This is a genomic window from Bradyrhizobium sp. LM2.9, from assembly GCF_054056555.1.
Genome location: NZ_JBSRYJ010000002.1, coordinates 1,889,255 through 1,912,847, shown reverse-complemented (window position 1 = coordinate 1,912,847; position 23,593 = coordinate 1,889,255). Strand labels below are relative to the sequence as shown.

The window sequence follows — 23,593 nt, the reverse complement described above, 5'->3', positions numbered from 1 at the left end:
GGGTCGTTGAGGGCGAACAGCCGCCACCTCTCCGCTCGCCAGCACGAAGGTCTTCCTCATCTGCGCAGCGACAGCCAGTGCACTACAGGGGCTCGTCGAGCGAGACGATCCGACTCAGCGCGTTCGATTGCGCTTTGATGCCGCATTAGTTTTGCCTCATGATTGGCAGACCGCTGCCGGCGGCTCAACATGGGAGTTTTAAATGAGGAAGTTCGCTTTTGCACTGCTGTCGACTGTCGCACTCGGTTCGGTCACAGCCCAAGCTGCCGATCTGGCGACGATCCGTATGCCAATGAAGGCTCCTGCTATCGCTCAGGTGGGCAATTGGACCGGCTTCTATATAGGCGGCAACCTTGGTTATGGCTGGGGCAAGTACGACGCTTCGAACGCGACAGGAACAATCGTGACGACGAACGGCGGTTCTTCCCCGTATGGCTTCAACGCTGCATCCGGCAACGGCAATGGAGTAACCGCCGGTGTCCAAGCCGGCTATAACTGGCAAGTCGAGCAGGCGGTGCTCGGCATCGAAGCTGACTGGCAATATCTGGGTTCAAAAGTCGCTGCCGGCAATTCGGCAATTGCAGTTCCCGCCTTCATCGGCGGCAATTTCAGCGGCAACGCTTCCGTCAGTACCGATTGGTATGCGACCTTCCGTGGCCGAGTAGGTTATGCGTTTGGACCGGCGCTGCTATACGCGACTGGCGGAATCGCGTTGGCGGAAACCAAGCTGAGCGAGAATGCTACGGGCAGTATCCTCACCGCCCTCTTCCCGCCGACCTTGGGGCCGCTGGGATCCATGCACGCTTCTGGAAGCAGCATCCTAGTGGGCTACGCGGTTGGGGGCGGTCTCGAATATGCACTGGGGGCAGGTTGGTCCGTCAAGGGGGAGTATCTGCACATGGGGTTCGGCACGAACGGCTATAACCTGACCGGCTCGCTTCAGACACCGGCGGGGCTCACCGGAGTCATCGCGACCCACGTCGATATCGTGCCGAGTTTCGACATCGCCCGTATCGGCGCGAACTACCGCTTCTGATCAGCCGATCTGAACGAGTGAGGCACAGGGAGCCTTCGGGTCTGATACCGGAGGCAATTCCTTCCCGCGGCGAAGGCGCTCAAAGAAATTCGCTGCCGGAGTAATCATCGAATTCGTTTCGCGGCGATGGTCGGCCGCAAGCACGTGTAGCGTGACGTGGCGACTCTGGCCTTCGACCTTCAGCCTTGGTGTAGGCCGGTTGGCTCACCGGCCGCTTTCTACTCACGCACACGTGCGCCCGCCCCCTGCCCCTCCCCCAACTTTCCTGCTATCTCCTACCCCGCCGTCCCGGCCCAAACCAAAAACCCCTCCATCCACCCCAGGGAGCAACAACCATGCGATACCTTCACACCATGCTGCGCGTGCGCAATCTCGATGTCGCGCTGAAGTTTTACCAGGATGCGCTGGGCTTGAAGGAGGTGCGGCGGATCGAGAACGACAAGGGGCGCTTCACGCTGGTGTTCTTGTGCTCGTCGGACGATCTCGAGGCGCTGAAGAAGCAGCCGCAATCGCGCGGCGCGCCGCTGGTCGAGCTCACCTGGAATTGGGACGAGGAGAAATATGGCGAGGACCGCTTCTTCGGCCACCTCGCCTATGAGGTCGACGACATCTACGCCACCTGCGAGAAGCTGCAAAAGGCCGGCGTCACCATCAACCGTCCCCCGCGCGACGGCAACATGGCCTTCGTCCGCTCGCCGGATTTGCACTCGATCGAGATCTTGCAGAAGGGCGAGCCGAAGGCGCCGCAGGAGCCGTGGTCCTCGATGCCCAACACCGGCCACTGGTAAGCCTGCCTCTTTGGAACCAGCACCCGCCCCCTGCGTTCTCTCTTCGACAATGCAATTTGGAGGAGGACGCAATGGGACGAGGATTATTGCTTTGGATGGTTGGCGTGCCGATCCCGGTGATCATTCTGCTGTGGCTGTTCTTCGGCCACTGACGGAGGGCTCACTTGCAACAGGCTTGCTTACAAGAAAGCTCCGCCTTGGGCGGAGCTTTTTGCATGAGGACCTTTTGCATGAGGACCTTTTTGCATAAGGGGCTCGGCGCAATCGCGCATCGCTCGCCGCGGCAAATTCCGCTATCACCCGCGCCGAAAGAAACGCTGCGGGAGGATGATGTGCAGGGCCAAAAACTGACGATCTGGGGCCGCGCCAATTCGGTCAACGTGCAGAAGGTGCTGTGGTGCCTCACCGAGCTCAGCCTGCCCTATGAGCGCATCGACGCCGGCATGGCTTTTGGCAAGACCCGCGAGGCCGACTATCTCGCGATGAACCCCAACGCGCGGATCCCGACTCTGGTCGAGGGTGACTTCGCGCTGTGGGAGTCCAATTCGATCATGCGCTACCTCTGCCTCGCGCACGGGCGCAGCACGCCGATCTATCCCGAAGCGCCGAAGCTGCGCGCCAGTGTCGACCGCTGGCTCGACTGGACGCTGTCGATAGTGCAGCCGGTCGACCGTCCGGTGTTCTGGGGCATCGTGCGCACGCCGCCCGCCGAGCGCGATATGATCAGGGTGCAGCAGGATGCCGATGCCGCCGCCGAGGTCTGGGCCATCGCCGACCACCTGCTCGCCACGCGCCCGTTCATGGACGGCGATATTTTCACGCTCGCCGACATCGCGATCGGCGCCTATGCGCGGCGCTGGCTCGGCGTCGAGGGCATCACCCGGCCCGCGCAGCCGCATCTGACGCGCTGGCTCGCCGAACTCGGCAAGCGGCCCGGTTTTGCGCAATATGTGGCCCCGCCGATGTCGTGAGCCGCTGACGCGGCTTAAAGTCCGTTGAGAGCACGATGAATCGCCATTTTGCCGCGCGCCGCCGGGACTTGAGGGCTACTGTGCATGGGGTTGTTTTCGCGTTTTTTGTTTTGGGGGCCTCAAGGCCAGCCGCGCTCGACCAGCAGCACGCCGACGATCACCACGAGCGTCACGATCGCGGTGGCGAGCTTTGCCGTCCAGCTCAGGCCGCGGCCGACCCACCACAGCAGCGCGCAATACATCACGAACGGGACGATGATCTCGGGCCGCATGATATCCGGCGGCATGCGGCCTCAGCGCCTGACCGTGGTTTCGACGCTGATCGAGCCGCCGATCTTGACGCAGGTCCCGGTGCTCTCGACCATATAGAATCCACGGCCATAGGAGGCGCAGGAGCCCGCCTTCGCCGTCCCGCCCGCGCCCTTCAGCGGCAAGGCCTTGCCGGCCTGTGGGCGCTCCGCGGCCGGAAGACGCAAGGCCTCTGCCGCGGACGCGGATGTACCTAGCAACGAGACGAGGATGAGGAGCAGCGCACGCATGCGGGCCGTTCTAGCCCGGACCGGCGCCACGCGCCATCGGGTCGCTTCGCCCGCGGTCAGATGAACTTTCAGATGAACTTGATGCCGGCCGATTTGCCGCGGCGCCAGACCACCTGGCAGCTCCGCCCGGTCCGCGCATCGCGTGCGAAGGCCATCCGGATCGTGCCCGGGAGCTGGCTCGCATCCTCGTCCAGCGTGATCTTCGCGCCGGTATCGGAGATGTCCTGGACCAGGCATTGCCGTGCCGCGAACCCGCCGTCGAGCGTGATCCAGGCGTGCTGCGACAGCGACTTGCGGGCCGCGCGCTTCTTGGGCTGTGGCATTAGCTCAAATTCTCCCCTTCCAGCGCTAGCCGAGGGAACCTAAGAAATCGTTGAATTCGCCCCCGAATGATCCCGAGGGGCGGCTGTCCACCGGCCCAAAAGAGCGTTCCCGAACGGCTTGCCCAGGGCGCCAAAGGCCATTATAGGTTCGCCCGCTGCAGCCGCCGGGCACGACTCGGGCGGTCAGCGGCCGTGCCGCGAAAAGCGGCGGGGCCCTGGGTTTGCTCCCTTCGTCTATCGGTTAGGACGCCACCCTTTCACGGTGGAGAGAGCGGTTCGATTCCGCTAGGGAGCGCCAAAACCACTCCCAAAATATCCTGTTAAATCAGCCGCATACTTGATTTGCTTGACGCTCCTGCGACGTTCATGCGACGAAACGTCTCACAAAACGTCCAGCGCAGGGGCGCCAATTAAGAGCGAGCCGCAGTAGCTGACCGTCCGTCACGGCGTCTGGCATTTCCTGCGGCGGGTGCCGGTCGAATACGAGCACCTGGACACGCGCGGCAACGTCAAGCTCTCGACCAAGATCAAGGTCGCGACCGACCGCACCGGCACCAAGGCGAGCCGGATCGCGGCCCGGATGAACGAGACGCTGGAATCCTACTGGCGCGGTCTGGCCGGACAAGAAGACGGCCGAGGCGAAGCAGTCCTATCTGGACGCGGTGAAGCTCGCGCGCTCGCTGGGGCTTGACTACCAGACGCCCTCCGTTGGCGCGTCAGCACCTGTCGAGGAGGTTCTCCGGCGCATCGAGACGCTGATCCTCGGCGGGACGATCGACAACCCAGCTCTGAGCAGGGCCGCCATGGGCGCGGTCGAGAAGCCGGCGATCATGCTGTCCCAGTTCTTCGACGAGTACGAGATCAGCCAGAAGCTCTCCTTGTCGAGGATGTCGCCGGATTAGCTTCGGAAGTGGAAGGCTGCCAAGAAGCGCGCGGTGGAAATCCTGATCGAGAGGACCGGCGACAAGGCCCTGCACCAGTTCATCCGCGACGACGCCCTGGCGTTCGCCGACTGGTGGGAGGAGCGCGTCATCACCGAGGGCATCGGCGCCGGCACCGCGAACAAGAACATCACGCACATCGGCGGCATGATCCGCGCGGTCAACAAGCGGCTCAAGCTGGGGCTCGACGACGTCTTCGCCGGCACCCGCATCGAGGGCCGTCGCGATGGTCAACGCGCCACTTTCTCCGTGGACTTCATCCGCCACGTTATCCTCGCGCCCGGCAAGCTCGATGAATTGAACGATGAGGCGCGGGACGTCGTCTATGTCGTGATGGAGACCGGCGCGGCCGAGCGAGGTCGTCAATCTCACCGCCTCTCGCATCGTGGTTGATGCCGAGGTTCCTTACATCCGCATCGAGGCCGAGGGCCGCGTCCTCAAGACCGAGCACAGTGAGCGCGACATTCCGCTGGTCGGCTATGCGCTGGAGGCGATGAAGCGGCATCCGCAGGGCTTCCCGCGCTACTTCGACAAGGGATCGTCGCTCTCGGCAACGCTGATGAAGCACTTCGCCAAGAGGAAGCTGCTGCCAACCGATAAGCACAAGATCTATTCGTTCCGTCACAGCTTCAAGGATCGCTTGAAGGCAGTCGAGGCGCCGGAGGAGCTGATTGGCGAGATGATGGGCCATCGCATCGACAAGCCCAAATATGGCGACGGCGGGCTCGCGTTGAAGCTGAAATATCTGACTGCCATCGCCTTCAGCACGTCGACTGATGCGTCAAAGAGAGCGGCGGCTTAACTTCATCCAGGAAGCGCTTGGCGCGGGCCATCACGTCGTCGGCCGCGCGCCTCGCGGCGATCTCGCGCTCCAGCCTTTCGAAGTACGGCGCGTAGACCAGGCCGTCGCGCGCCATGAGATAGGCGACTGCGGCTTGTGCGCGGAGAAGCCGTTCAAGCGTCACCGGCTCGGAGCGGGGTGGAACCAGTCTTCGGCTTCGCACATGGCGTCAGGGGGCTTGGGTCGAAGCGATGTTCTGGTCTGGCGCATGCCCCCGCCGCCGGAAGAAGTAGCAAGAGCATCGACAGGCCGACCCCGATGCATTCCCAGAAGGATACCTGCCGACCATGATGTGTCTGCGCACGCGGCTCCATACCGTCACGCAGGCCTCTTCGCCTAGCTAAGGCGAAGTGTGTCCCGCCTCCACTTCCACCCGTCATCACGAAGCAAACAAGAACAAACCTCAGGCATAGACGATCTCGCAAGGATCGCGTGACGCCGTGCCCCTTGCGGGGGTGCGGCGTCACACGCCCTCTGTTACGAGCAAAAGAAAGACGTAACGGCCGAACGTAACGGCTTGGCGCATTACTCGGCCTCACACCAGGGTTAGTCCGAGTCTGCGCCCACTTCGTTAAAGCCGAAGCCTTGCGATCTGATGGTGTGGGTGTAGGTTGGCGAGATGATGTTCGATGCGATCAACGGCATGCTGCTCGACATGCTGGCCGCAATCGGAAGAAAAGATTTTGAAGATCGCCGCCTCCGACAGGCGCAGGGCATCAGCAAGGCGATGGCCGAAGGCAAGTTCAAAGGCCGCCCCGAGAACACCGAGCGCAATAGCGACATCGCCGACATGCTCGCCGACGGCAAGTCGTGGAACACCATACAGCGCGTCACCAACTGTTCCCGCGCTACCATCGCGAAGGTCGCCGCCAAGCGGCCGTCGGCTGAGAGAGCGCTGGCGTGAGGCTGATCTATCGGGAAGGCCGCATCGAAATCTGGTCGGTTGGCGGCAAGTTCTGGGTCTATGGCTGCACCCGCAGCGACTACCCCATCGTGTGCCCGAGCTTGGGCATGGCGCAACGAGATCGCGGCGCGCTAGACAGCGCCGCGAGGCCTTCCGACGGCAGCGAGATCATTGGTCGAAACGCCAAGGGGAGCCGTACTCCCCCCGGCCAACCGTCTATTGGATCGAGCGTGAGGAAATAGAGTTCCTGCCCTCGGCTCAGAACGTGCGCTCTCTCGGCAATTTCCGTTTTTCTCTTTTTATGTTTGTTATGTTTGGGAATTTTGCCGCGCATCCCGCTCGTCGTTCGGATGCCGCGCCAGATCATCAGCGCGCCTGTGCGTTGATTTGCTCGGCGCATGACGACGTGCGCTTGAACCGACGACACATATGGACAGGCTTCGTTAAGCGGTCCGCCAAGACCCGCAACCCGGCAGCTTCTGCCGCGTTTGTGCGGAGATGCTTGCGCCTGAATCGCGGCAAGGTAGCCATAAAGGCCCAGCCGCCTACCGCGCGACCCACATCACAGCGCCCCGACAGAAGTTGAAGGCGAGACGTCCATAGAAAAGGCTGCTCTCGGGCTCTGACGCAGCCAGGCGGTACGAACTGCCGAGAGCTCGGACAAACTCGATCATCCCCATGAATTCATGGTGCGTCGGCACCAAATGAATGCTCGCGAGCTGCAGCAGCAGGGCTTCAATGCCGATGGTGCTCATGACGGGCCTGCTCCTGCGCGCGGCAGCGGCATCAATTGCGCGAGATGGGCGCTCCTCCATTGATACGGCGTGTCGCCGACAAAGCGCTTGAACACCGTGGTGAAATGCGCCTGGGTCTGGAAGCCCACGGTCAAGGCGATATCCACGAGCGCAATTTCGGCCTGCTTGAGCAGCTCCTGGGCACGCTCGATGCGACGCCTCAGCAGATACTCGTGAGGCCGAACGCCGACGGCCGCGCGGAACTGTGCGGCGAAATGCATCCTGCTCAGCCCGGCGACGGCGGCCATGCCCTGAAGCGTCATTTTGGCAGGCAGATTCTCGTCGATATATTGCAGGACGCGCTTGAGACGCCAATTCTGCAGCGACCGTACGGGCCGGCCGGCGTCCTCCTCTTGAATGGCGTCGGCCGGGTCGAGCTCGGCCCGTGCGCTGGAGGCCTGCCGGCTGAACGTCCGGGTGAGGATCGCAAGCCGCAGGGCGTCGGCCATGATGGCGGAATGGGCGTCGTGCGTGGCTTCGGTCACTGCGAGCGCATCGGAAAGGCGCCGCATAACCGGATCGGTGAATTCTTCCGCCGCAAACGCCCGTTCGCTCTCGGCAGGCGGCCCCGCAAGAAGTTTTGCGGAGAGCCTGAAGCCAGGCCCGCGAACGGCGGAACGTTCGACGTCTGCCGCATGCTCGACCGCCAGGGCCATGTCCAGATGGACGAAGGACAGCATTGACCCGCCTTCGTCGAACCGGCCAGGGAGTTTCGATAGCCCGAGCCGATCGCGATCGATTGCCGAGATATCGATCGCGCGAACGTCATGATCCTTGATTGCCTGTGAGCGTGACATCTGCAGCGACATCGTCGAATCTCCTTGTTCCCGTTTTCGATCCGGCCAGGCCTGACTGCCTTGCCCGAATGTCATGGGAACAGCGTAATTCGGCGGTGCGTGCGATCCATTCTACGCGCGGGTGCGTCGGTAGGTTCTCAGGTTGACCGCATCATACCTAGGTATGATCGCAACACGCTCGTCGGGTGAGCGCACTGGCGCGACGCCTCACCGGCATCGCGGATGCGGCAGGACTTGCGGCGTGACTCGCCTGCGGTAAGTTGACGCGCTTTTTGCGCACCATCCACCGGTGGGACCACGCGAGCGCCCCGGTTTTTCCGGGGAATGCCACCTGCCGGCGCTTTCGTCGGATTGAGCGGCGCGACAGGTCTTCCACGAGAGCACGAAAATCGTGCGGCTGGATGTTGTGAACGCGATCAAATCGCGGCATCAACGCTGCTGATATGAGAAGAACGACTTCCAGCGACGATGACGACTCATGATCGGATCACGGGCTCATCCATGAGCCGCGCCGGCTTGCGGTTCTGGTCCGCCGTCCTCGCCTTTGCGGTTTTCCTGGTTGACGTGCTGACGCCGCTCGAGGGCGCGGTGGCGGTTCTCTACGTCGTGGCGATCCTGCTCGCAGCGAAGACCAACCGGCGCGACGACACCATCGTCGCCGCAGCTGGCTGCATAGCCCTGACGATAACCGCCTATCTGCTGTCGCACGATCTGCGGACCATCGCCTCGCCCGCGCTTCGCGTGCTGGTGAGCCTCGCGGCAATCGGGATCACGACCCTGCTGGCGCTGCAGAATCACGCGGCAACGAAGCGCCTCGCGGCGCAGGCGCGCCTGCTCAACCTCTCGCACGACATGATCTTCGTCAGGGATTGCGGCGGCGTGATCACCTACTGGAACAAGACGGCCGAGCAGATCTACGGCTGGTCGGACGACGAGGCGCTCGGGCAGCTCGCCGACGAGCTCCTGCAAACCAGATATCCCGACCGGCGCGAGGTCATCGAAGCGGGCCTGCTCGACACCGGTCGATGGGAAGGCCGCGTGCAGCAGCGAACGAAAGACGGCGCCGCCCTCACCGTCGATGCCCGATGGGCCTTGCAGCACGACCGTCTCGGCAAGCCCGTCGGGGTCCTTGAAACGCACACCGACGTCACCGACCGCATGGCCGCACACAGCGCGCTGGTGCAGAGCGAGCAGCGATACCGCCGGATGTTCGACGCAAGCCGGATCGGCGTGGTCGAAGAGGACTGGAGCGAACTCCGAACCGCGCTGCAGTCGCTGGAGACCGCGGGTGCCGGCCTGCGCGACCATCTGGCGCAACATCCCGATTTCGTCCGGTATGTCCGCCGGCTCGCTGGAATCACCGACGTCAATCCGGCCCTGCAGGCGATGGCAGGGGCGCAGGGCGCCGCGATGTTCATTGAGAACGTGGACCGGCTTCTCGGCGAGAACGACCGGAATTTCCTCGACGCATTGGTCGCGTTCGCGGAAGGCGAGCCGTTCTACGAAGGCGAGACCGATCTCGTCAGGCTCGACGGACGCAAGGTTCCCGTGCTGTTTACGATCGCCTTTCCCTCCGGGCCTGACGGCGATCGCAACGTGCTCGCCTTCGTCATCGACGTCACCGAGCGCAGGCAGGCGCAGGATGCGTTGCTCGCGGCGCAGGCCGAACTCGCCCATGCCGCGCGCGTCGCCACCCTCGGCGAGCTCACCGCCTCCATTGCCCACGAGGTCAACCAGCCGCTGGCGGCAATCGTCACCAGTGGCGAGGCCGGACTGCGCTGGCTGCGGCGCGAGGTGCCTGATCTGGACGAGGTTGGAGCCACGATCGTCCAAATCGTCGCGGAAGGTCGCCGTGCCAGCGAGATCGTGGCGCGCATCCGGACTTTCCTGAAGAAGGCCCCTGCCGAGCAGGACAGTCTCGATATCGCCGAGATCATCGAGGAAGCGGCCCTTCTGGTCGCGCGGGAACTCGCCAATGACGACGTCGTCCTCACCTTCGAGGTCGAGCATGGCCTGAAGCCTATCCGCGGCGACCGGATCCAGCTTCAGCAGGTACTCGTCAATCTGCTGGTCAATGCCGGCCAGGCCATGTCGGGCCAGCCCGGTTCCCGCACCGCCAAACTGCGCGCCAGTGCTGTCGACGGGGAGCATCTCGCCATCACCGTGCAGGACAGCGGCCCCGGCATTCGGCCTGACGACATGCCACGCCTGTTCAATCCGTTCTTCACGACAAAGCGCGGCGGAATGGGCATGGGACTTGCGATCTGCCGAACGACGGCGGAAGCTCACGGCGGCCAGTTGTCCGCCGAGAGTACGCCCGGCGCGGGAGCGACATTCCGCCTGACACTGCCATACAGCCAACAAAACACTCGACCATGACACGACCAGATCACGCGCAACCGCCGGGCGGATCCCTCAACTCCGTCGTCATCATCGTTGATGATGATGCGGGGATCCGCGCCTCGCTCGACAGCCTGTTCCGATCCGTCGGCCTCGAGACGCGCCTGTTCGGCTCGCCGGCCGAACTGCTCGGCGGCTCGCTGCCCGACGGCCCTGGCTGCATCGTGCTGGACGTCCGCCTTCCCGGTGTGAGCGGGCTCGATCTGCAGAGCCAGCTCGTCCGGCAGGGCATCAGCTATCCGATCATCTTCATGACGGGCCATGGGGACATTCCGATGTCCGTCCGTGCCATGAAGGCCGGCGCCGTCGATTTTCTCTCCAAGCCATTTCGCGACCAGGACATGCTCGACGCAGTGACGGCGGCGCTCGAGCGCGATGCACAGCACCGGACCGAAGCCGCGACCAAGGAGGACATCCGCGCCCAGTACGAGACCCTGACGGCGCGCGAGCGCGAGGTGATGGGCCATGTCACCGCCGGCCTGATGAATAAGCAGGTCGCCGCCCTGATCGGCCTCAGCGAGATCACGGTCAAGATCCACCGGGGGAACGTCATGCGCAAAATGGGGGTCCGGTCGTTCGCCGACCTCGTTCGCAAGGCCGAGGCGCTCGGAGTTTCCCAGACCCGCAGGACTACGGACCAAACCTGAGTATAATTCCGGCGGGACTGCCCCGGGTGCATAAAGCCTCATCGGCCGCGCAAAGGGAGATGCTCTCCTTGCGGAACACCGCGGTCAGGATTGTGCGCCCATGGCCAAGACCCCGGTGATTGCGATCGTGGACGACGACGAAGGCGTTCGCGCGTCGCTGGCGAGCCTCGTGCGTTCGGTCGGCTATGATGCGCAGGCCTACGAAAACGGCATGGACTTCCTGCGGAAGGCGCCAGGAGACGATCCGGCATGCATGATCGCCGACGTCCAGATGCCTGTCATCACCGGCGATGAGCTGCAGGCCCGGCTGGTTGCCGCAGGCCGCAATTTCCCGATCATCTTCATGACGGCGTTTCCGAGCGAATCCGTGCGTCAGCGCGTGATGGCGGCAGGCGCGCATTGCTTTCTCGGCAAGCCCTCCAGCGGCGACGAAATCATCCGCTGCCTCGAAGAGGCGCTGGCGGGCCACGGCCGCAATAGTCCGGCCCGCGGCTGAGCGGACGACAGCCCTTTTCTCGCGACCCAACGTGCATTCCGGCAACCAGATTGGTGAACCGGAAATACCGGCGAACCCGGCACATCTCATACTCGGAGGCGTATCACGACATTGGCAGCGCCGACCGCTCTGCCGGGAGTATCTCGCGCGATGCAAATCAATGCCGATGCCGCCGCCGAGGCGCGCCCGTTGGTCTTCGCCGGGTTTCCGGCAAGCTCCTGGGCCTTTGCGCTGCGGGTGTGGCTCGCGATGCTTCTCGCGCTCTATGTGAGCTTCTGGCTCGAGCTTGAATCGCCCTCGTCGTCAGCCCTCACCGTAGTGATCCTGGCACTGCCCACGCGCGGTCAAGGCATGGAAAAGGCCGGCTACCGGCTGCTTGCAACCGGCATCGGCGTGGCGGCATCGATCGCGATCGCCAGTATGTTTTCCCAAACCGACGGTCTCCTGCTCGCAGTGCTCGGCATTTGGGTTGGCCTTTGCGTCTACGTCGTCGGGATGCTCGACGGCAATCGCGCTTATGCAGCGTCTCTCTGCTGCACCACGGTCGCGCTGATTGCCATTCAGCAGATCGACAGCCCGCTCAGGGTATTCCCGACCGGCATCGCGCGCGGCGCCGCCATCGGCATCGGCGTACTTGCGGTGGCGCTGGTCAACGAGGTGCTGGCCGCGCCGGACTACCATCCGGTTCTGGCAGGCCGCATGGAGGCGCTGCGCCGCCGCGTCATGGACTTCGCGCAAGGCACCGATCGCGGTGAAGCTTCATACGCACCGATCGCGGCAGGTCTTTTACACGATATCGCGGCGCTGCGTCCGGAGATCGCCAGCCTCGCGACGGAGTCAAGCAACGGCTCGGCGAGAACCGCGGCCGCCCGCTCGGTGCTCGTCGATCTCGTCAGCGCGTTGTCTCTCGCCCGCATGCTCGCAGCGCTATCCGTCGCTTCCGTCCCGGCCAGGGACGATCCGCATCACGGCAGATCGGCCCTGATGACGATCTGCCGGACTTACCTTCGCAGCGACATCGACCGCAAGAACGCAGACTTGCGCAGCAGCCTCAATGCACTGCACGACGGAAGGTACCCCTCCCACGCGTGGCGTGCGCCCCTGTATCGCTCGCGCCGCATCGCGGCCGAAAGCGGCGCGCGGGCGGCGATCTATTTCGCGCTGGTCGCGGGCTTCTTCATGCTGGCGGGCTGGCCCGCTACCGAGCTCTGCCTTTCGCTGGTCGCGGTCATTACGGGCCTCGGCTCGACGTCCCCCGAGCCACGCAGTTTCACCATGACGGCGGTGATGGCAACGCCGATCGCGTGCGTGCTGGCCGGGGTCCTGAAATACCTCGTCTTCAACGGCGTATCCGAGTTCCAACTGCTGGCGATCGGTCTTGCGCCCGTCGTCATCGGCCTTGCGCTGCTGATATCGCTGCCAAGCCGCATATTGTCACCACTGGGACGCCTCACACTGGTGTTCACGCTCGCCACCCTCACGCCGACCAACCCTCAGAGCTACGATCCAGAGGTGTTTCTGGTGACGTGCCTCTTTGTCTGTCTGTCTTCAGCCCTGGTCTTGGCGGCGCAGCTTTTGCTCCCTCCCCTGTCGGGCGAGCAGCGGATCGTGCTGTTGCTGGAAGAGGCAAAGCGCGAGGTAGATCACCTGGACAGCGGGCGAACCCGGCATCTCGCACCCGGGGAAGCCACGTTTCGCGATGCGGCACGGATCGAGCAGATCGTAACGGCCAAGGGCGCTTCCCCGATTGCCGATCAGACCGTCGCCGAAGCGATGCACTGTTTCGACAGGGCGGCGATTCTGCGGCGATGCCGCGCGGAAATAGAGCGGCTAAAGGCAGGACCGCTTGCCGGTGCCGCGCGTGCCGCTGAAACAGCGGTTGCGCTGCGGAGCGGTGCAGCGATCCTCGGGGCTGCCGAGGCGCTGCGCCAAGCGGCAGCTCAAAGCGGCCTGTCTGCCGATGCGGCTCTTGCCGTGCTCGTCCCTGCGAGCATTACGTTCGGAGCGCCGCAGACTCTCACCGGCCCCAGCCAAGAGAAGCGGTCATGATGAACACGTATCGGGAGCTCGTCTTCGGTGGCGTGCTCATTGCTCCCATCGTCTCCTATGCGGCTATCGCGCTGATCGCGTTCCTGATGCTTCGGCCGGTGCTGCGCCTCGTCGGATTTGCGGAATGTTTCAGTAACCCGTCACTGGCCGAGCTCAGCCTCTATGTGGCGATGTTCGGTCTGTTGGCATTGTTTTTCTAGGAGAAGAGTCATGGCTAGCGCCCTTCCCCAAGATACCTCTCGACTGTTCTATGACGAAACGCGGGGCGGAGCACAGCGGGGTGCCTCCGACACCGTTGATCGATCCGGCCTCGACGAACCCGAGGCGCGCGACACCAGCAATCGGAGCGCCGACGACAAAGCGCCCTGGCAGGCGCCGCCCCCCGCGATGCCACGACGCAATCCTCTCGGACGGTTCAAGGCCGGCGTCGGCAGGCATCTTGCGACACTCGCAATCGCGCTGGTCGCCGTCCTGATATCGGTCGCGACGTGGCAGCATTACGTCACCGCGCCCTGGACGCGGAATGGCAGCGTGCGCGTCCAGGTCGCCAATGTCGCGCCGCAAGTTTCAGGCAAGATCGTGGAGCTGCGGGTGGTCGACAACCAGTTCGTCCACAAGGGCGACGTCCTCTACATCGTTGACCCGTTCGACTTCGACGTTGCCGTCCGCGTCGACAAGGCCGTCCTCGACCAACGTGCGGCGGACCTGGAGGTGAAGCAAGCCCAGTTCAACCGGCGCCAGCATCTGTCCAATCTTGCGACGACACCCGAAGAACAGCAGATATTTGCAGGCAACGCAGCGCAGGCAAAGGCCGCCTACGAGGCGGCAGCGCACCAGCTTGCACAGGCGGAACTAAATCTGAAACGGACCAGCGTGACCAGTCCCGTCGATGGCTACGTCACCAATCTCCTGCTGCGCGCAGGAGACTATGCCGCCACTGGCGTCAGCAACATTTCGATCATCGACTCCAACAGTTTCTGGATCGACGGCTATTTTGAGGAGACCAAGATGGCCCGAGTCTGCGTCGGCGATCGCGCCGAAGCGCAGCTGGTCGGTTACTCGAAGCCGATTCTGGGGCATGTGAAGACCGTGACGCGCGGTATCAGCGTGTCGAACGCCGCCACGGGCACGCAGGGTTTGCCCAACGTCGACCCCATCTACACGTGGGTGCGGCTTGCGCAGCGCGTTCCGGTTCGCGTCGCCATCGACGCGGTGCCGCCGGAGGTGCCGCTAGTCTCCGGCATGACGGCGACGGTGACGATCCGGCAGCCCTCGAGCGAACCCCAAACCCGGTTTGAACGGTTGCGCGCGAATTTCGTCGATCCCATCGCCGATCTGTTCGGCGCGGGACATCCGCCTCGCACGAACTGCCTTCAAGCCACATCCCAGCAGCGCCCCGAGGTGGAATCGGTTCCGTATTCGCGCGAACTCGTGGCTCCCCCGGCGGACACGATCGCACCCGGCCTCGACGCCTCGCCACGCCTGCCCTGAATCGCACGAAGAAGCCCGGCCGGGGAGACCGTACCGCATGCACCTCTCGTCCGGTGGTGCCGCGCCTAACATCAGACATCACTAGACATGTACTTGATCTCTTTGGTTCAATTGAACTTTTCGCGACATGCGGTCGCACCTCTCGCATTTGCAAAATCTAATACCGCTTAAGCTTCCTTAACGAGCCTTTCGACAAGATCGCACCTATCGTTCGAACAAGGATCATTTGCATTCAGCAGCCGTCGCGACGGCAGCAGAATCCAGGATACGGGGACGAACGATGCTCACTGATATGCAAGCGGCCGGCGCCCGGGTGACGTATCAACCCAGCCAACGCGAACCGGATTCCCCGCAAGAGTCTCGCGCAATTTCCCTCGAACGCAGGTGGCGCCAGCCTAACCAACGTGCCGGCACCGCGTCCGAGGACATTACGATCTCGCGTTGGATCTCTGCGCAACCGGCCAGAAGGCACGAAGAAGCCCGGACGCCTTGCGACCGATACTTCCTGGCCATCGCCTTAAAGACAACACGCGTCAAACTGACCAGAGGCCGTCACACCATCTTCGACGGCGTCATGCCGGCAGGCACGCTGTATATCGGCGCACCGTCGCAGCAGCTCAGTGCGCAGTTCTACGGGCCGTGCGATTTCCTGCACTTCCACGTCTCCGCCGGCGGCTATTTTTCGCCTCTGCGGCCTGGAGCAGGACCCACCGCGCCGGAAGGCCTCAACGACCTCGTCCTGCTCCGCGACCCGTTTGCCGAGCAGCTCGCGAAAGCGCTGACCGAACGCGGCCATTGGGCCGACCGGGAATTCGCGCGCTGCATCGGTCAGACGCTAGCAATGCACATTGCCCGGCGCGAACTCCCGCACGCGAAAGTCAATGCGTTGCCGAAATGGCGGCTGCGGCGCATCGAAGAGTATGTCGGGACGCACTTCGACCACTGCATCACCCTGTCCGAGCTTGCCAAGGTCGCGGGACTGTCCCGGATGCACTTCGCGGCGCAGTTTCGCGCCGCCACTGGATACCGACCGCGGGAATACCTGCTGCATCAGCGCATCGAGCGTGCGAAATCGCTGCTATCGAATTCCGAAACGGCCCTGGTCGAGGTGGCGCTGACCGTCGGCTTTTGCACGCAGGCGCATTTCTCGACCGTCTTCAGGCGGATCACGGGCGAAACTCCCGCGCGCTGGCGATGCGCCAGCCGGAACGCGTCGGCTCCCTCCAGATTCACCGGCAGCGATCTGGATTCGACCTGCAAGGCCGTGTCTTGCGTGCTGCCCGCGGACTTCACGTGAATCATGCGAAATGAGAAACAGCCGGGGTTCGTGAAATACTTCGGCCGCGGGATTGGCGATACTGCGCGTGTTAGGTGACTGAGACCCCCAAGTCACGGCTCGAGCCTTTCTCCTCCCTGGGCATACGAGCATTTTGGGGCCGTCCTCCCCCCAAGGACGGCCCCTCTTTTTCGACGACGCGATCGACGGTATCGTCTCTCTTGTCGCGTTTAGGCGCTCAGGTGAGGCGCAACCCAGGCGTGGACGCCCTGAAGACTCCTGAAATCATCCAGAGAGCGAGCCGGAAGTCCGGCCGCGATTTCCGCGGCCATGCTGCTCAGCGCATGTCCCGGCCCCAGATCGAGAAATCCCGTCGCACCCGCTTCGACACAGGCTTGCAGGCAATCTGCCCACTGCACGGTGTGCGAGATCTGTGCGGCAAGCTTGTCGAGACCGCTCTCGGCCGAGACGACCGGACTGGCATCTATTCCGCTCAGAATGCGCGCACCGGTCCTCGGCGGGAAGACCACCGGTGCCAGGCGCAAGGTTTCACGAAAGACGGCGGACGCCGCGGCGAGCCGTTTGGTGTGGGAGGCAACCTCGACCGGTAACGTGACGATCCTTGCGGCGTGCATGGCCCGCGCGTCGATGGCAATCCCGCTCAGCGCCTCACGGCCGCCGCCGATGACAAAGGCGTCGCCCGGATTGACGATGGCGATCGCTGCGCCGTGGCACACGCAAAGGCGACCGATCGCGTCTGGCGAAAGGCCGCGGACGAAGATCAGCCCGTCGCCCGCGCGCGTAGCCGCATCCATGGCCTCTGCGCGGCGCGCCACGAGATCGAGCGTGGTGATAGCATCGAACAAGCCGCCCACACCCCAGGCGGCGACCTCGCCGACGCTATAGCCGGCAATGATGACGCCATGTGGGATGACCTCCGCGAGCGCGCGCGCCGCAGCGAGCGACTGCAAGGTGCAGAGAATCTGGCCGGCACGGTTGCGATGCATGGCCTCATCGGCTTCGCCGCGCACCAAATCGCGCGGATCCCTGCCGCCGAGCAATGCGGCCGCGTGCCCAAACAGCTGCGCGGCTTCCGGCGCATCGCCCGTGAGAGCGAACATGTCCCGATGCTGCCTGCCTTGCCCCGCGCAAAGGATCGCAAGCGTCATGGTCCCGGCCTAATGAGGAAAGAGCAGCGCGATCGCGATCGCCAGGGTCACGGCGCTGAATCCGGTGCTGGCGATGACCATGGACCCTGCCCTTGCGGAATCCAGCCGGTAGTTGACTGCGAATAAGATTCCAAAAAAGCCCGAGGGGATGGCGGCGAGCAGAATAGCCGTTTTCGCAGCATCCTGCGTGATCGGAATGACGCAAATGACCGCAACCGCCAACAGCGGGCGCCCGATGTCCGAGGCCACCGTTGCAGCGGTGATCTTCCAATCCAGCCGAAACGACTGCGCCGACAGAATGGCTCCTGTGAGGAACAGGGCGACCCCGGCGGCCGAACTTCCGATCAGCGCGAGGCTCGCATGCGCAAGCGCGTCGAGGCTCACATCCGACAACGAGAACAGGATGCCAAGCCCGGGCGCGAGCACCACCGGTTTGGTGATCGCACGCCGGATTGCCGTCAGGACCTGCAGCGTCGCCATTTGCTCGCCGCGAGCCTTGGCGGCGCCCATTTCCGCGATGATCAGCGTTAGCGGACTGATGAGAATCGAGCCCGCCGCCAATGCAACGGCAACCGGGACAGTGCCGGCCGGCCCCACGACCGACGTCATGATCGGAAGGCCCACGCCGGCGAGATTCGGAAAGCCGATCGTCAACGCCTGTAACGATGCTTCCGACCGGGAGACCTTGGAGAATCCACGTGCGGCAAAATACCAGGCGATATAGAGCAGCAGCATCGTCACGCCGAGCACCAGGAAGAGCGGGATCTGCTCGATCATCTCGCGGCGCGACGCGGAGGCGGTCGCGGCGAACAGCGAGGCCGGCAACGCAAAATCCATCACGAGTGCGTTGAGGGCGTCGACGTGAAGATTGTCGACGATATGAAATTTTCCGGCGGCATATCCCAGCAATAGAACGAAGAAGACCGGCACCAGCGCCATCAGGATCGCGTTAGACATCATGGAACCGGCCTTTCGTGGGCGTCGACGAAGAGCGTCATTGCGAGCAGGTCGGCCGATCCACCCGGGCTGAGACGGCGGGCGACGAAGCTTTCGTGGATCGATTGCGCCCGCGCACGCCAGCCGGGCGCGCGGACGCCGCCTGAAGCGATGAAACTCCGCGCCTCGTCATGCGGGAAGCGGAGGCCGTCGAGCCCGCCGCGATGTAGAAGATTGGTGTCTTCGACGGATGCGATCAGGGCGAAGCACGCTTCAACCCGAGCGGCTTCCACATCCTGCGGTACGACAGACGTTGCTCTGCGCAGGGACGGCAAGCCGATCCGGTACACGCTGGGAAATCCCGTCGCGGCCTCGATGCGCGCACCGCCCGCGCGAAAGCGGCGGCGGGCCACGCTGCCGTGACTGTGCAGCAGCACTGGACCATCGAGTATGCTGTCGCCCCACAGGCGCGCCACGATAGCGCCAAGCGGAAGCGCGGGATCGACCAACCCGCCGGCTCTCGCACCAGCCGCCGCGCACAGCAGGCCGAGCCCGAAGATTGCGCCACGGTGCGTGTTGACCCCCGCAGTCGCCGCCAGCATGGCGCGCTCCGCTTCAAGGCCGATGATGCGAAGCCGCCCCATGCCGCAGCCATGCGCGCCCGCATCGGCCAGGCGTTGCAGATAGGGTCCGATGGCCGCGGCGCTGCGACGAAACGTGGCCGCATCCATGTCGTCGTGACTGCCATTGTCGACATGGCTCACGAGCCCCGGCTTCGGCCAGGTTTCGAGCTCCTGGACGAGGCAATCGGCGGCGACAGCGCCGACCGCGGAGACATCGGGCCCGATCTGCGCCCGGCGCAGAACCGGCCGTTCCCACGCCTCTTGCAGCCGTGGTGATCATGATCCCCTAGCTCTCGAAATGAATTGCTGCCTGCCGAGCAAGACCACCCGCTCGATGCTCTTGACCAGAAGCTCGCCCGCGCCGCCGTGGAATTCGCGCCAGTTGACCGCGGCGCCGTCGGCGCCCATCAGCTCGCCATCGAGCCGCATCGGCGCGCCAGTCTCGACCGCGGCGACTTCGGCAACGAAACGATCGATGTCGGTTTCACCTTGAAACTCGAACAGGACATCGAGGTCGGAACGACCGGTGACGTAGTCGAGCCCGGTCAACGACTGCCAGGCCAGGCTGCCGAAGACGCGCGCGTCCACCGCATGGCGAAGCGCCAGCCCGTCGAGCCGGTCGAGCGTCGTCCACCAGTTGCGCGGCGCGTAAGCCCGCGCCTGCCGCAACAATGGCGGCCTCGCGACCGAGGCGACGTGGTCGATATCAACCATAAGGCAGATCCGTTTCTTGCCGGCCGAGGGCGGCAAGGGCAGGCCCAGCGCGAGGCCGCCTGCCTCGCATGGCAAAGCGCGACGCCTGATCGTCGGCCATCGCATTTTGGGCCAGCGCGCGAGAAGGGAATCGGCTGCGAGATCGTCGCGCGCGTCCAGCATCGCGCGCCATCCCGCGGGGCTGACGAAGACGAGGTCATGACGACCCGGTGGATGCTCACCGTGCTTGCAGGGCCAGGTCACGAACACGCTCCGCAATCTCGGCGGCCTTGAGCCGGCCGCCACGCTCCTTGCCGAGCGCATCCCGCCGGTCCTGCGCGGCCGGCATGTCGGCGAGCAACGCCTCCAGCTGGTCGGCGAGCGAGCCGGCATTGCTCCATGTCATGTGAACGGCGCCCATCTGCGCAAGATTGGACAGGCCCGGCGCGAACACCGGCGTCGACTTCGCCTTCTCCTCGAGCGCCTCCATCGACAGCTTGGTGACCTTCGCCATCGACGGCAGGTCCATCACCGCCGGATCGGCCCCGGGCAATCCGACCAGCACGCGCGTTGCAAGGCCTGTCGCAAGCAGGGCACCCGCAGCCGAGTGACCGTAAAGGAGGCCGATGGTCGGGCGACCGTTCATGTCCGCATGGATCAGCACCTTCGCCAGATGCGCGAGAAATTCATTCAGCCCGAGCAGCTCGTCGCGCTTGCTCATGCGCTGGCTGTCGCTGTCGACCAGCACCAGGATCGGACCGGAATTCCGGCCGATCGACTCCAGGACATGGCCTGACAATCTGATCGCCTCGTCGACGCCCAGCGCAGTCCGGTCTGCAACGCCAAGCACGAGCATCCGGCCACCGGATCGCAGCGTCGCCGAGCCGAGGATGACGCCTTTGTCGCGCCTCACCTCGTGGCCGTCGGGAAAGAGCGAGGCGATAATATCATCGAGCGTCACGGCTGGTCCTCCCGATCCGGTTGGCAAGGGCAATGAACTCATCGGCCGGCAGCTCGGGAACCGCTTGAGCATCCGCGATGCCTTCCGCCGTCCAGATGTCGACGGCATTCGCGCAGGCACCGAAGCTGCGCAGCCGACCGGCAAGCTGCTCCTGTTCGGCCTTCAACCTGTCGAGACCGAAAGGTCCGACCAGGCCGAGCAGTTCCAGCGCGGCCTCGCGAAAATCCTGCACATTGTCGTCGGCGAAGACATCGGCGGCGCCGAGCAGACGGCGATGCTTGCCGCCCATGGTCCGCCAGACCAAAGCGCGATCGCGGGAGTCGAATTCTTCGACGCCGCGATTGGTCTCGATGACTTCGGGGCCCGACACCGCGATGCGCCCCGGCTCCGAGACGGCGAGCGCGGAGCAACAGCCTGCGATCAGACCGCCGCCGCCATAGCATCCGGACCTGCCGCCGATCAGACCGATGACCTTCACGCCGGCGCTACGCGCCTCCATCACGGCGCGCATGATCTCGGCGATGGCAAGCTCGCCGGCATTGGCTTCCTGCAACCGAACGCCGCCGGTATCGAACAGGATCAGCACAGGAATCGAGCCGATCTGGCGCGCGGCGCGGAGCAGCCCAGTCAGCTTGGCGCCGTGCACCTCGCCGAAGGCGCCGCCCATGAAACGGCCCTCTTGCGCGGCGACGAACACGGGCGAGCCATCGAGACGGCCGTGACCGACGACGATGCCATCGTCGAACTGCTCGGGTAGATCGAAGATCTTCAGATGCGGGCTGACCTCGCGCTGCTCCGGCCCGATGAACTCGACGAAGCTGCCGGCATCGAGCAGCAGCTCCAGCCGCGTGCGGGCCGACGCCTCGTAGAAGCTGGTGCTGCGGGCCCGTTCGGCCGGGGTGATGTCCTTGAGCGGCGCGATCATTGGCCGTTCTCCGCGATCAATCGCACCGCCTGGGCCAGACGGAGCGAGACGGTATCGGGACGCGCGCCGCCGTCGTTGATCGAGAACTTCAGCCCGCCGGGCGAATAGCGCTCGACGAAATCGCCGATCACGGCACTCCAGACCTCACCGAAGCCGACCGCCGCGGTCTTGATCTCGATGGCGCATTCCGCGTCCGGCAGCACACGCTCCACCAGCACCTCCAGATTGCCCGAGGCGACCACGCCGACAATCGCACTTCGCCTTGCGCCGTCCGCGCGGGAGCGGACCGGATGTCGAAAGCTGAGATCTTCCATGGCGGGTCCTCACCAGTTCCTGAATTTCGACGGAGGTGCGTACAAGCCGCCTGACCAGCGCACGAGATCCTTGATCGAGCGCGCCGCCAGCAGGCTGCGATCCGCATCGAGCGGATTGATACCGAGATCCTCCGGCCGGCGGATCACGCCGCGCTCGCGCAGGCGCGAGACCATGCCGTGGTCCCGCCGACGGCCGACATCGGTGTAGCCGGCAACGCCGCGGATGGCCTGCTCGCGCTCCTGCGTGGTACGGCACAGCAACAGATTCGCCACGCCCTCTTCGGTGACGATGTGGGTGACGTCGTCGCCATAGATCATGACCGGCGCGAGATCGAGCTTCAGCTTCTCGGCGAGCTCGATCGCGTCGAGCCTTTCGACGAACAGCGGCACGTTCTTGTCGCCGAACGTCTCGCCGATCTGTACGACCAGCTTGCGGCCGCGGCGTAGCGCCGCCGGACTGTCCGGATCGGCCTCCGCTCCCGCCTTCAGCCAGGGCTGGCTCGGATGACGCCGCCCGCGGGCATCCGCCCCCATGTTCGGGGCACCACCGAAGCCTGCAATGCGCGAGGTGGTGACGGTCGACGAATTTCCTTGCAGATCGATCTGCAGCGTGGAGCCGATGAACATGTCGCAGGCATAGAGCCCTGCGGTCTGGCAAAAAGCACGATTGGAGCGCAGCGAGCCGTCTGGACCGGTGAAGTAGACGTCGGATCGGGCACGGATGTAATCATCCATGCCGACCTCCGAGCCGAACGAATGAATTTGCCGGACCCAGCCGGACTCGATCGCCGGAATCAGCGCCGGATGCGGGTTCAACGCGAAATGCGTCGCAATGCTGCCTTTCAGCCCGAGCCTTTCGCCGAAGGTCGGCAACAGGAGCTCGATCGCGGCGGTGCTGAAGCCGATACCGTGATTGAGCCGCTGCACACCATAAGGAGCATAGACTCCCTTGATCGCGAGCATCGCCGTCAGTATCTGGCCTTCCGTGATCGCAGCCGGGTCGCGCGTGAACAGCGGCTCGACGAAGAACGGCTTGTCGGCCCTGACGATGAAGTGGACCCGGTCGGCCGGGATATCGACCCGCGGCACGGTCTCGACGATCTCGTTGACCTGGGCGATCACGACACCGTCCTTGAACGCCGTCGCCTCCACGACGGTGGGCGTGTCCTCGGTGTTCGGGCCGGTGTAGAGATTTCCGTCGCGGTCCGCGCTGACTGCTGCAATCAGCGCGACGTGCGGCGTGAGGTCAATGAAGTAGCGGGCGAACAGCTCGAGATAGGTGTGAACCGCGCCCAGCTCGATCTTGCCGCCGAACAGCATGCGCGCAATGCGTGCCGATTGCGGCCCGGAATAGGCATAGTCCAGCCGCTTCGCAACGCCGCGGTCGAAGAGGTCCAGATGTTCGGGGAGAACGACACCCGACTGCACCATATGCAGATCGTTGACCTTGGAGAGATCGACCGCCAGCAGCGCGCGGCTCAAGAGATCCGCCTGCTTCTGGTTGTCGCCCTCCAGGCAAACCCGGTCGCCCGACCGGATCACGGCCTCCAGCAGGCGCGTCACGTCGTGCGCTTCGACGATCTTGCCGCGGGCAAGGCCAGCTCCCGCCGCAATGCGCGCATCGCGCGCGGCTCGATTGTTCTGCCAGCTCGTCATGACCGTCATTCCCTCAGACCGGC

29 protein-coding genes, 1 tRNA gene and 1 pseudogene are annotated in these 23,593 nt (G+C 64.3%); 17 read left to right on the top strand and 14 right to left on the bottom strand.

Annotated elements, in window-relative coordinates; all coding sequences use genetic code 11:
- Positions 1 to 202: 202 nt before the first annotated feature.
- The 3 genes from ACVWW3_RS10525 to ACVWW3_RS10515 all read left to right on the top strand — a co-directional run bounded on the left by ACVWW3_RS10525 (position 203) and on the right by ACVWW3_RS10515 (position 2,795).
- Positions 203 to 1,036, top strand: coding sequence for an outer membrane protein (locus ACVWW3_RS10525; protein WP_456650096.1), 834 nt, complete (start codon positions 203 to 205; stop codon positions 1,034 to 1,036).
- 335 nt (positions 1,037 to 1,371) lie between these two features.
- Positions 1,372 to 1,824, top strand: coding sequence for a VOC family protein (locus ACVWW3_RS10520; protein ID WP_247445638.1), 453 nt, complete (start codon positions 1,372 to 1,374; stop codon positions 1,822 to 1,824).
- Positions 1,825 to 2,156: 332 nt separating this feature from the next.
- Positions 2,157 to 2,795: a glutathione S-transferase family protein gene (locus tag ACVWW3_RS10515; protein ID WP_456652028.1), complete on the top strand. Its 639-nt coding sequence runs from the start codon at positions 2,157 to 2,159 to the stop codon at positions 2,793 to 2,795.
- Positions 2,796 to 2,914: 119 nt separating this feature from the next.
- On the opposite strand, the gene ACVWW3_RS10510 is transcribed toward ACVWW3_RS10515, so the two are convergent.
- From ACVWW3_RS10510 to ACVWW3_RS10500, 3 genes are all read right to left on the bottom strand, one after another.
- Entirely contained in the window at positions 2,915 to 3,082 is a 168-nt protein-coding gene (locus tag ACVWW3_RS10510; protein ID WP_456650097.1) for a hypothetical protein, read from the bottom strand.
- 6 nt (positions 3,083 to 3,088) lie between these two features.
- Complete coding sequence (locus tag ACVWW3_RS10505) at positions 3,089 to 3,334, bottom strand: hypothetical protein (protein ID WP_456650098.1); 246 nt, start codon at positions 3,332 to 3,334, stop codon at positions 3,089 to 3,091.
- Positions 3,335 to 3,402: 68 nt separating this feature from the next.
- On the bottom strand, positions 3,403 to 3,657 hold the full coding sequence (locus tag ACVWW3_RS10500; protein WP_247342381.1) for a PilZ domain-containing protein: 255 nt from the start codon (positions 3,655 to 3,657) through the stop codon (positions 3,403 to 3,405).
- A gap of 223 nt (positions 3,658 to 3,880) precedes the next feature.
- On the opposite strand from ACVWW3_RS10500, the gene ACVWW3_RS10495 reads away from it, so the two are divergent.
- The 5 genes from ACVWW3_RS10495 to ACVWW3_RS10475 all read left to right on the top strand — a co-directional run bounded on the left by ACVWW3_RS10495 (position 3,881) and on the right by ACVWW3_RS10475 (position 5,400).
- Positions 3,881 to 3,955: transfer RNA gene (locus tag ACVWW3_RS10495), tRNA-Glu, on the top strand.
- A gap of 171 nt (positions 3,956 to 4,126) precedes the next feature.
- Positions 4,127 to 4,348 carry a hypothetical protein gene (locus ACVWW3_RS10490; RefSeq protein ID WP_456671954.1) on the top strand — a complete coding sequence of 74 codons (222 nt, stop codon included), beginning with the start codon at positions 4,127 to 4,129 and terminating at the stop codon, positions 4,346 to 4,348.
- Positions 4,320 to 4,559, top strand: a complete 240-nt coding sequence (locus ACVWW3_RS10485; protein WP_456671953.1) for a hypothetical protein — start codon at positions 4,320 to 4,322, stop codon at positions 4,557 to 4,559. The genes ACVWW3_RS10490 and ACVWW3_RS10485 overlap by 29 nt, the downstream gene beginning before the upstream one ends.
- Positions 4,560 to 4,592: 33 nt before the next feature.
- A complete protein-coding gene (locus tag ACVWW3_RS10480; RefSeq protein WP_456650100.1) occupies positions 4,593 to 4,991 on the top strand; it encodes a hypothetical protein in 399 nt (132 codons plus the stop codon).
- A complete protein-coding gene (locus ACVWW3_RS10475; RefSeq protein WP_456650101.1) occupies positions 4,984 to 5,400 on the top strand; it encodes a hypothetical protein in 417 nt (138 codons plus the stop codon). Before ACVWW3_RS10480 ends, ACVWW3_RS10475 begins: the two co-directional genes overlap by 8 nt.
- Here ACVWW3_RS10475 and ACVWW3_RS10470 read toward each other — a convergent pair.
- Positions 5,360 to 5,515 carry a hypothetical protein gene (locus ACVWW3_RS10470; protein ID WP_456650102.1) on the bottom strand — a complete coding sequence of 52 codons (156 nt, stop codon included), beginning with the start codon at positions 5,513 to 5,515 and terminating at the stop codon, positions 5,360 to 5,362. The genes ACVWW3_RS10475 and ACVWW3_RS10470 overlap by 41 nt on opposite strands.
- Before the next feature lie 567 nt (positions 5,516 to 6,082).
- Between ACVWW3_RS10470 and ACVWW3_RS10465 the strand changes: the two genes are divergently transcribed.
- Both ACVWW3_RS10465 and ACVWW3_RS10460 read left to right on the top strand, forming a co-directional pair.
- Positions 6,083 to 6,343, top strand: a complete 261-nt coding sequence (locus tag ACVWW3_RS10465) for a resolvase (protein WP_456671952.1) — start codon at positions 6,083 to 6,085, stop codon at positions 6,341 to 6,343.
- Entirely contained in the window at positions 6,340 to 6,585 is a 246-nt protein-coding gene (locus ACVWW3_RS10460) for a hypothetical protein (RefSeq protein ID WP_456671951.1), read from the top strand. The genes ACVWW3_RS10465 and ACVWW3_RS10460 overlap by 4 nt, the downstream gene beginning before the upstream one ends.
- Positions 6,586 to 6,888: 303 nt before the next feature.
- Here the strand turns inward: ACVWW3_RS10460 and ACVWW3_RS10455 are convergent, their stop codons facing one another.
- Positions 6,889 to 7,098: a hypothetical protein gene (locus ACVWW3_RS10455; protein ID WP_456650104.1), complete on the bottom strand. Its 210-nt coding sequence runs from the start codon at positions 7,096 to 7,098 to the stop codon at positions 6,889 to 6,891.
- Entirely contained in the window at positions 7,095 to 7,946 is an 852-nt protein-coding gene (locus ACVWW3_RS10450) for a helix-turn-helix domain-containing protein (protein ID WP_456650105.1), read from the bottom strand. Before ACVWW3_RS10450 ends, ACVWW3_RS10455 begins: the two co-directional genes overlap by 4 nt.
- A gap of 489 nt (positions 7,947 to 8,435) precedes the next feature.
- Here ACVWW3_RS10450 and ACVWW3_RS10445 point away from each other — a divergent pair, with 489 nt between their 5' ends.
- The 7 genes from ACVWW3_RS10445 (at position 8,436) to ACVWW3_RS10415 (ending at position 16,314) form a co-directional block, all read left to right on the top strand.
- A complete protein-coding gene (locus ACVWW3_RS10445; protein ID WP_456650106.1) occupies positions 8,436 to 10,313 on the top strand; it encodes a PAS domain-containing sensor histidine kinase in 1,878 nt (625 codons plus the stop codon).
- Positions 10,310 to 10,981, top strand: a complete 672-nt coding sequence (locus tag ACVWW3_RS10440) for a response regulator transcription factor (RefSeq protein ID WP_456650107.1) — start codon at positions 10,310 to 10,312, stop codon at positions 10,979 to 10,981. Before ACVWW3_RS10445 ends, ACVWW3_RS10440 begins: the two co-directional genes overlap by 4 nt.
- A gap of 100 nt (positions 10,982 to 11,081) precedes the next feature.
- Positions 11,082 to 11,477: a response regulator transcription factor gene (locus ACVWW3_RS10435; RefSeq protein ID WP_456650108.1), complete on the top strand. Its 396-nt coding sequence runs from the start codon at positions 11,082 to 11,084 to the stop codon at positions 11,475 to 11,477.
- Positions 11,478 to 11,627: 150 nt separating this feature from the next.
- Positions 11,628 to 13,526: an FUSC family protein gene (locus ACVWW3_RS10430; RefSeq protein WP_456650109.1), complete on the top strand. Its 1,899-nt coding sequence runs from the start codon at positions 11,628 to 11,630 to the stop codon at positions 13,524 to 13,526.
- Positions 13,523 to 13,726: a DUF1656 domain-containing protein gene (locus ACVWW3_RS10425; RefSeq protein ID WP_456650110.1), complete on the top strand. Its 204-nt coding sequence runs from the start codon at positions 13,523 to 13,525 to the stop codon at positions 13,724 to 13,726. Before ACVWW3_RS10430 ends, ACVWW3_RS10425 begins: the two co-directional genes overlap by 4 nt.
- Before the next feature lie 187 nt (positions 13,727 to 13,913).
- Positions 13,914 to 15,017: an efflux RND transporter periplasmic adaptor subunit gene (locus ACVWW3_RS10420; protein WP_456672402.1), complete on the top strand. Its 1,104-nt coding sequence runs from the start codon at positions 13,914 to 13,916 to the stop codon at positions 15,015 to 15,017.
- A 280-nt stretch (positions 15,018 to 15,297) separates the two neighbouring features.
- The gene (locus ACVWW3_RS10415; RefSeq protein ID WP_456650111.1) at positions 15,298 to 16,314 is read left to right on the top strand and encodes a helix-turn-helix domain-containing protein; all 1,017 of its coding nucleotides are present in this window, start codon (positions 15,298 to 15,300) and stop codon (positions 16,312 to 16,314) included.
- A gap of 209 nt (positions 16,315 to 16,523) precedes the next feature.
- Here the strand turns inward: ACVWW3_RS10415 and ACVWW3_RS10410 are convergent, their stop codons facing one another.
- The 8 genes and pseudogenes from ACVWW3_RS10410 to mdcA all read right to left on the bottom strand — a co-directional run bounded on the left by ACVWW3_RS10410 (position 16,524) and on the right by mdcA (position 23,570).
- Complete coding sequence (locus tag ACVWW3_RS10410; protein WP_456671950.1) at positions 16,524 to 17,462, bottom strand: malonate decarboxylase subunit epsilon; 939 nt, start codon at positions 17,460 to 17,462, stop codon at positions 16,524 to 16,526.
- 9 nt (positions 17,463 to 17,471) lie between these two features.
- Positions 17,472 to 18,422: an AEC family transporter gene (locus ACVWW3_RS10405; RefSeq protein WP_456650112.1), complete on the bottom strand. Its 951-nt coding sequence runs from the start codon at positions 18,420 to 18,422 to the stop codon at positions 17,472 to 17,474.
- A pseudogene (mdcB, locus tag ACVWW3_RS10400) lies at positions 18,419 to 19,301 on the bottom strand (triphosphoribosyl-dephospho-CoA synthase MdcB). The gene ACVWW3_RS10405 and the pseudogene mdcB overlap by 4 nt, the downstream one beginning before the upstream one ends.
- Complete coding sequence (gene mdcG, locus ACVWW3_RS10395) at positions 19,298 to 19,978, bottom strand: malonate decarboxylase holo-[acyl-carrier-protein] synthase (RefSeq protein ID WP_456650114.1); 681 nt, start codon at positions 19,976 to 19,978, stop codon at positions 19,298 to 19,300. Before mdcG ends, mdcB begins: the two are co-directional and overlap by 4 nt.
- Positions 19,953 to 20,675: a biotin-independent malonate decarboxylase subunit gamma gene (gene mdcE, locus ACVWW3_RS10390; protein WP_456650115.1), complete on the bottom strand. Its 723-nt coding sequence runs from the start codon at positions 20,673 to 20,675 to the stop codon at positions 19,953 to 19,955. The genes mdcG and mdcE overlap by 26 nt, the downstream gene beginning before the upstream one ends.
- Positions 20,662 to 21,600 (bottom strand): biotin-independent malonate decarboxylase subunit beta, encoded by a 939-nt coding sequence (locus ACVWW3_RS10385; protein WP_456650116.1) that lies wholly within the window; start codon positions 21,598 to 21,600, stop codon positions 20,662 to 20,664. The genes mdcE and ACVWW3_RS10385 overlap by 14 nt, the downstream gene beginning before the upstream one ends.
- Complete coding sequence (gene mdcC / locus ACVWW3_RS10380; RefSeq protein WP_456650117.1) at positions 21,597 to 21,914, bottom strand: malonate decarboxylase acyl carrier protein; 318 nt, start codon at positions 21,912 to 21,914, stop codon at positions 21,597 to 21,599. Before mdcC ends, ACVWW3_RS10385 begins: the two co-directional genes overlap by 4 nt.
- A 9-nt stretch (positions 21,915 to 21,923) precedes the next feature.
- Complete coding sequence (gene mdcA, locus ACVWW3_RS10375; protein ID WP_456650118.1) at positions 21,924 to 23,570, bottom strand: malonate decarboxylase subunit alpha; 1,647 nt, start codon at positions 23,568 to 23,570, stop codon at positions 21,924 to 21,926.
- Positions 23,571 to 23,593: the final 23 nt, after the last annotated feature.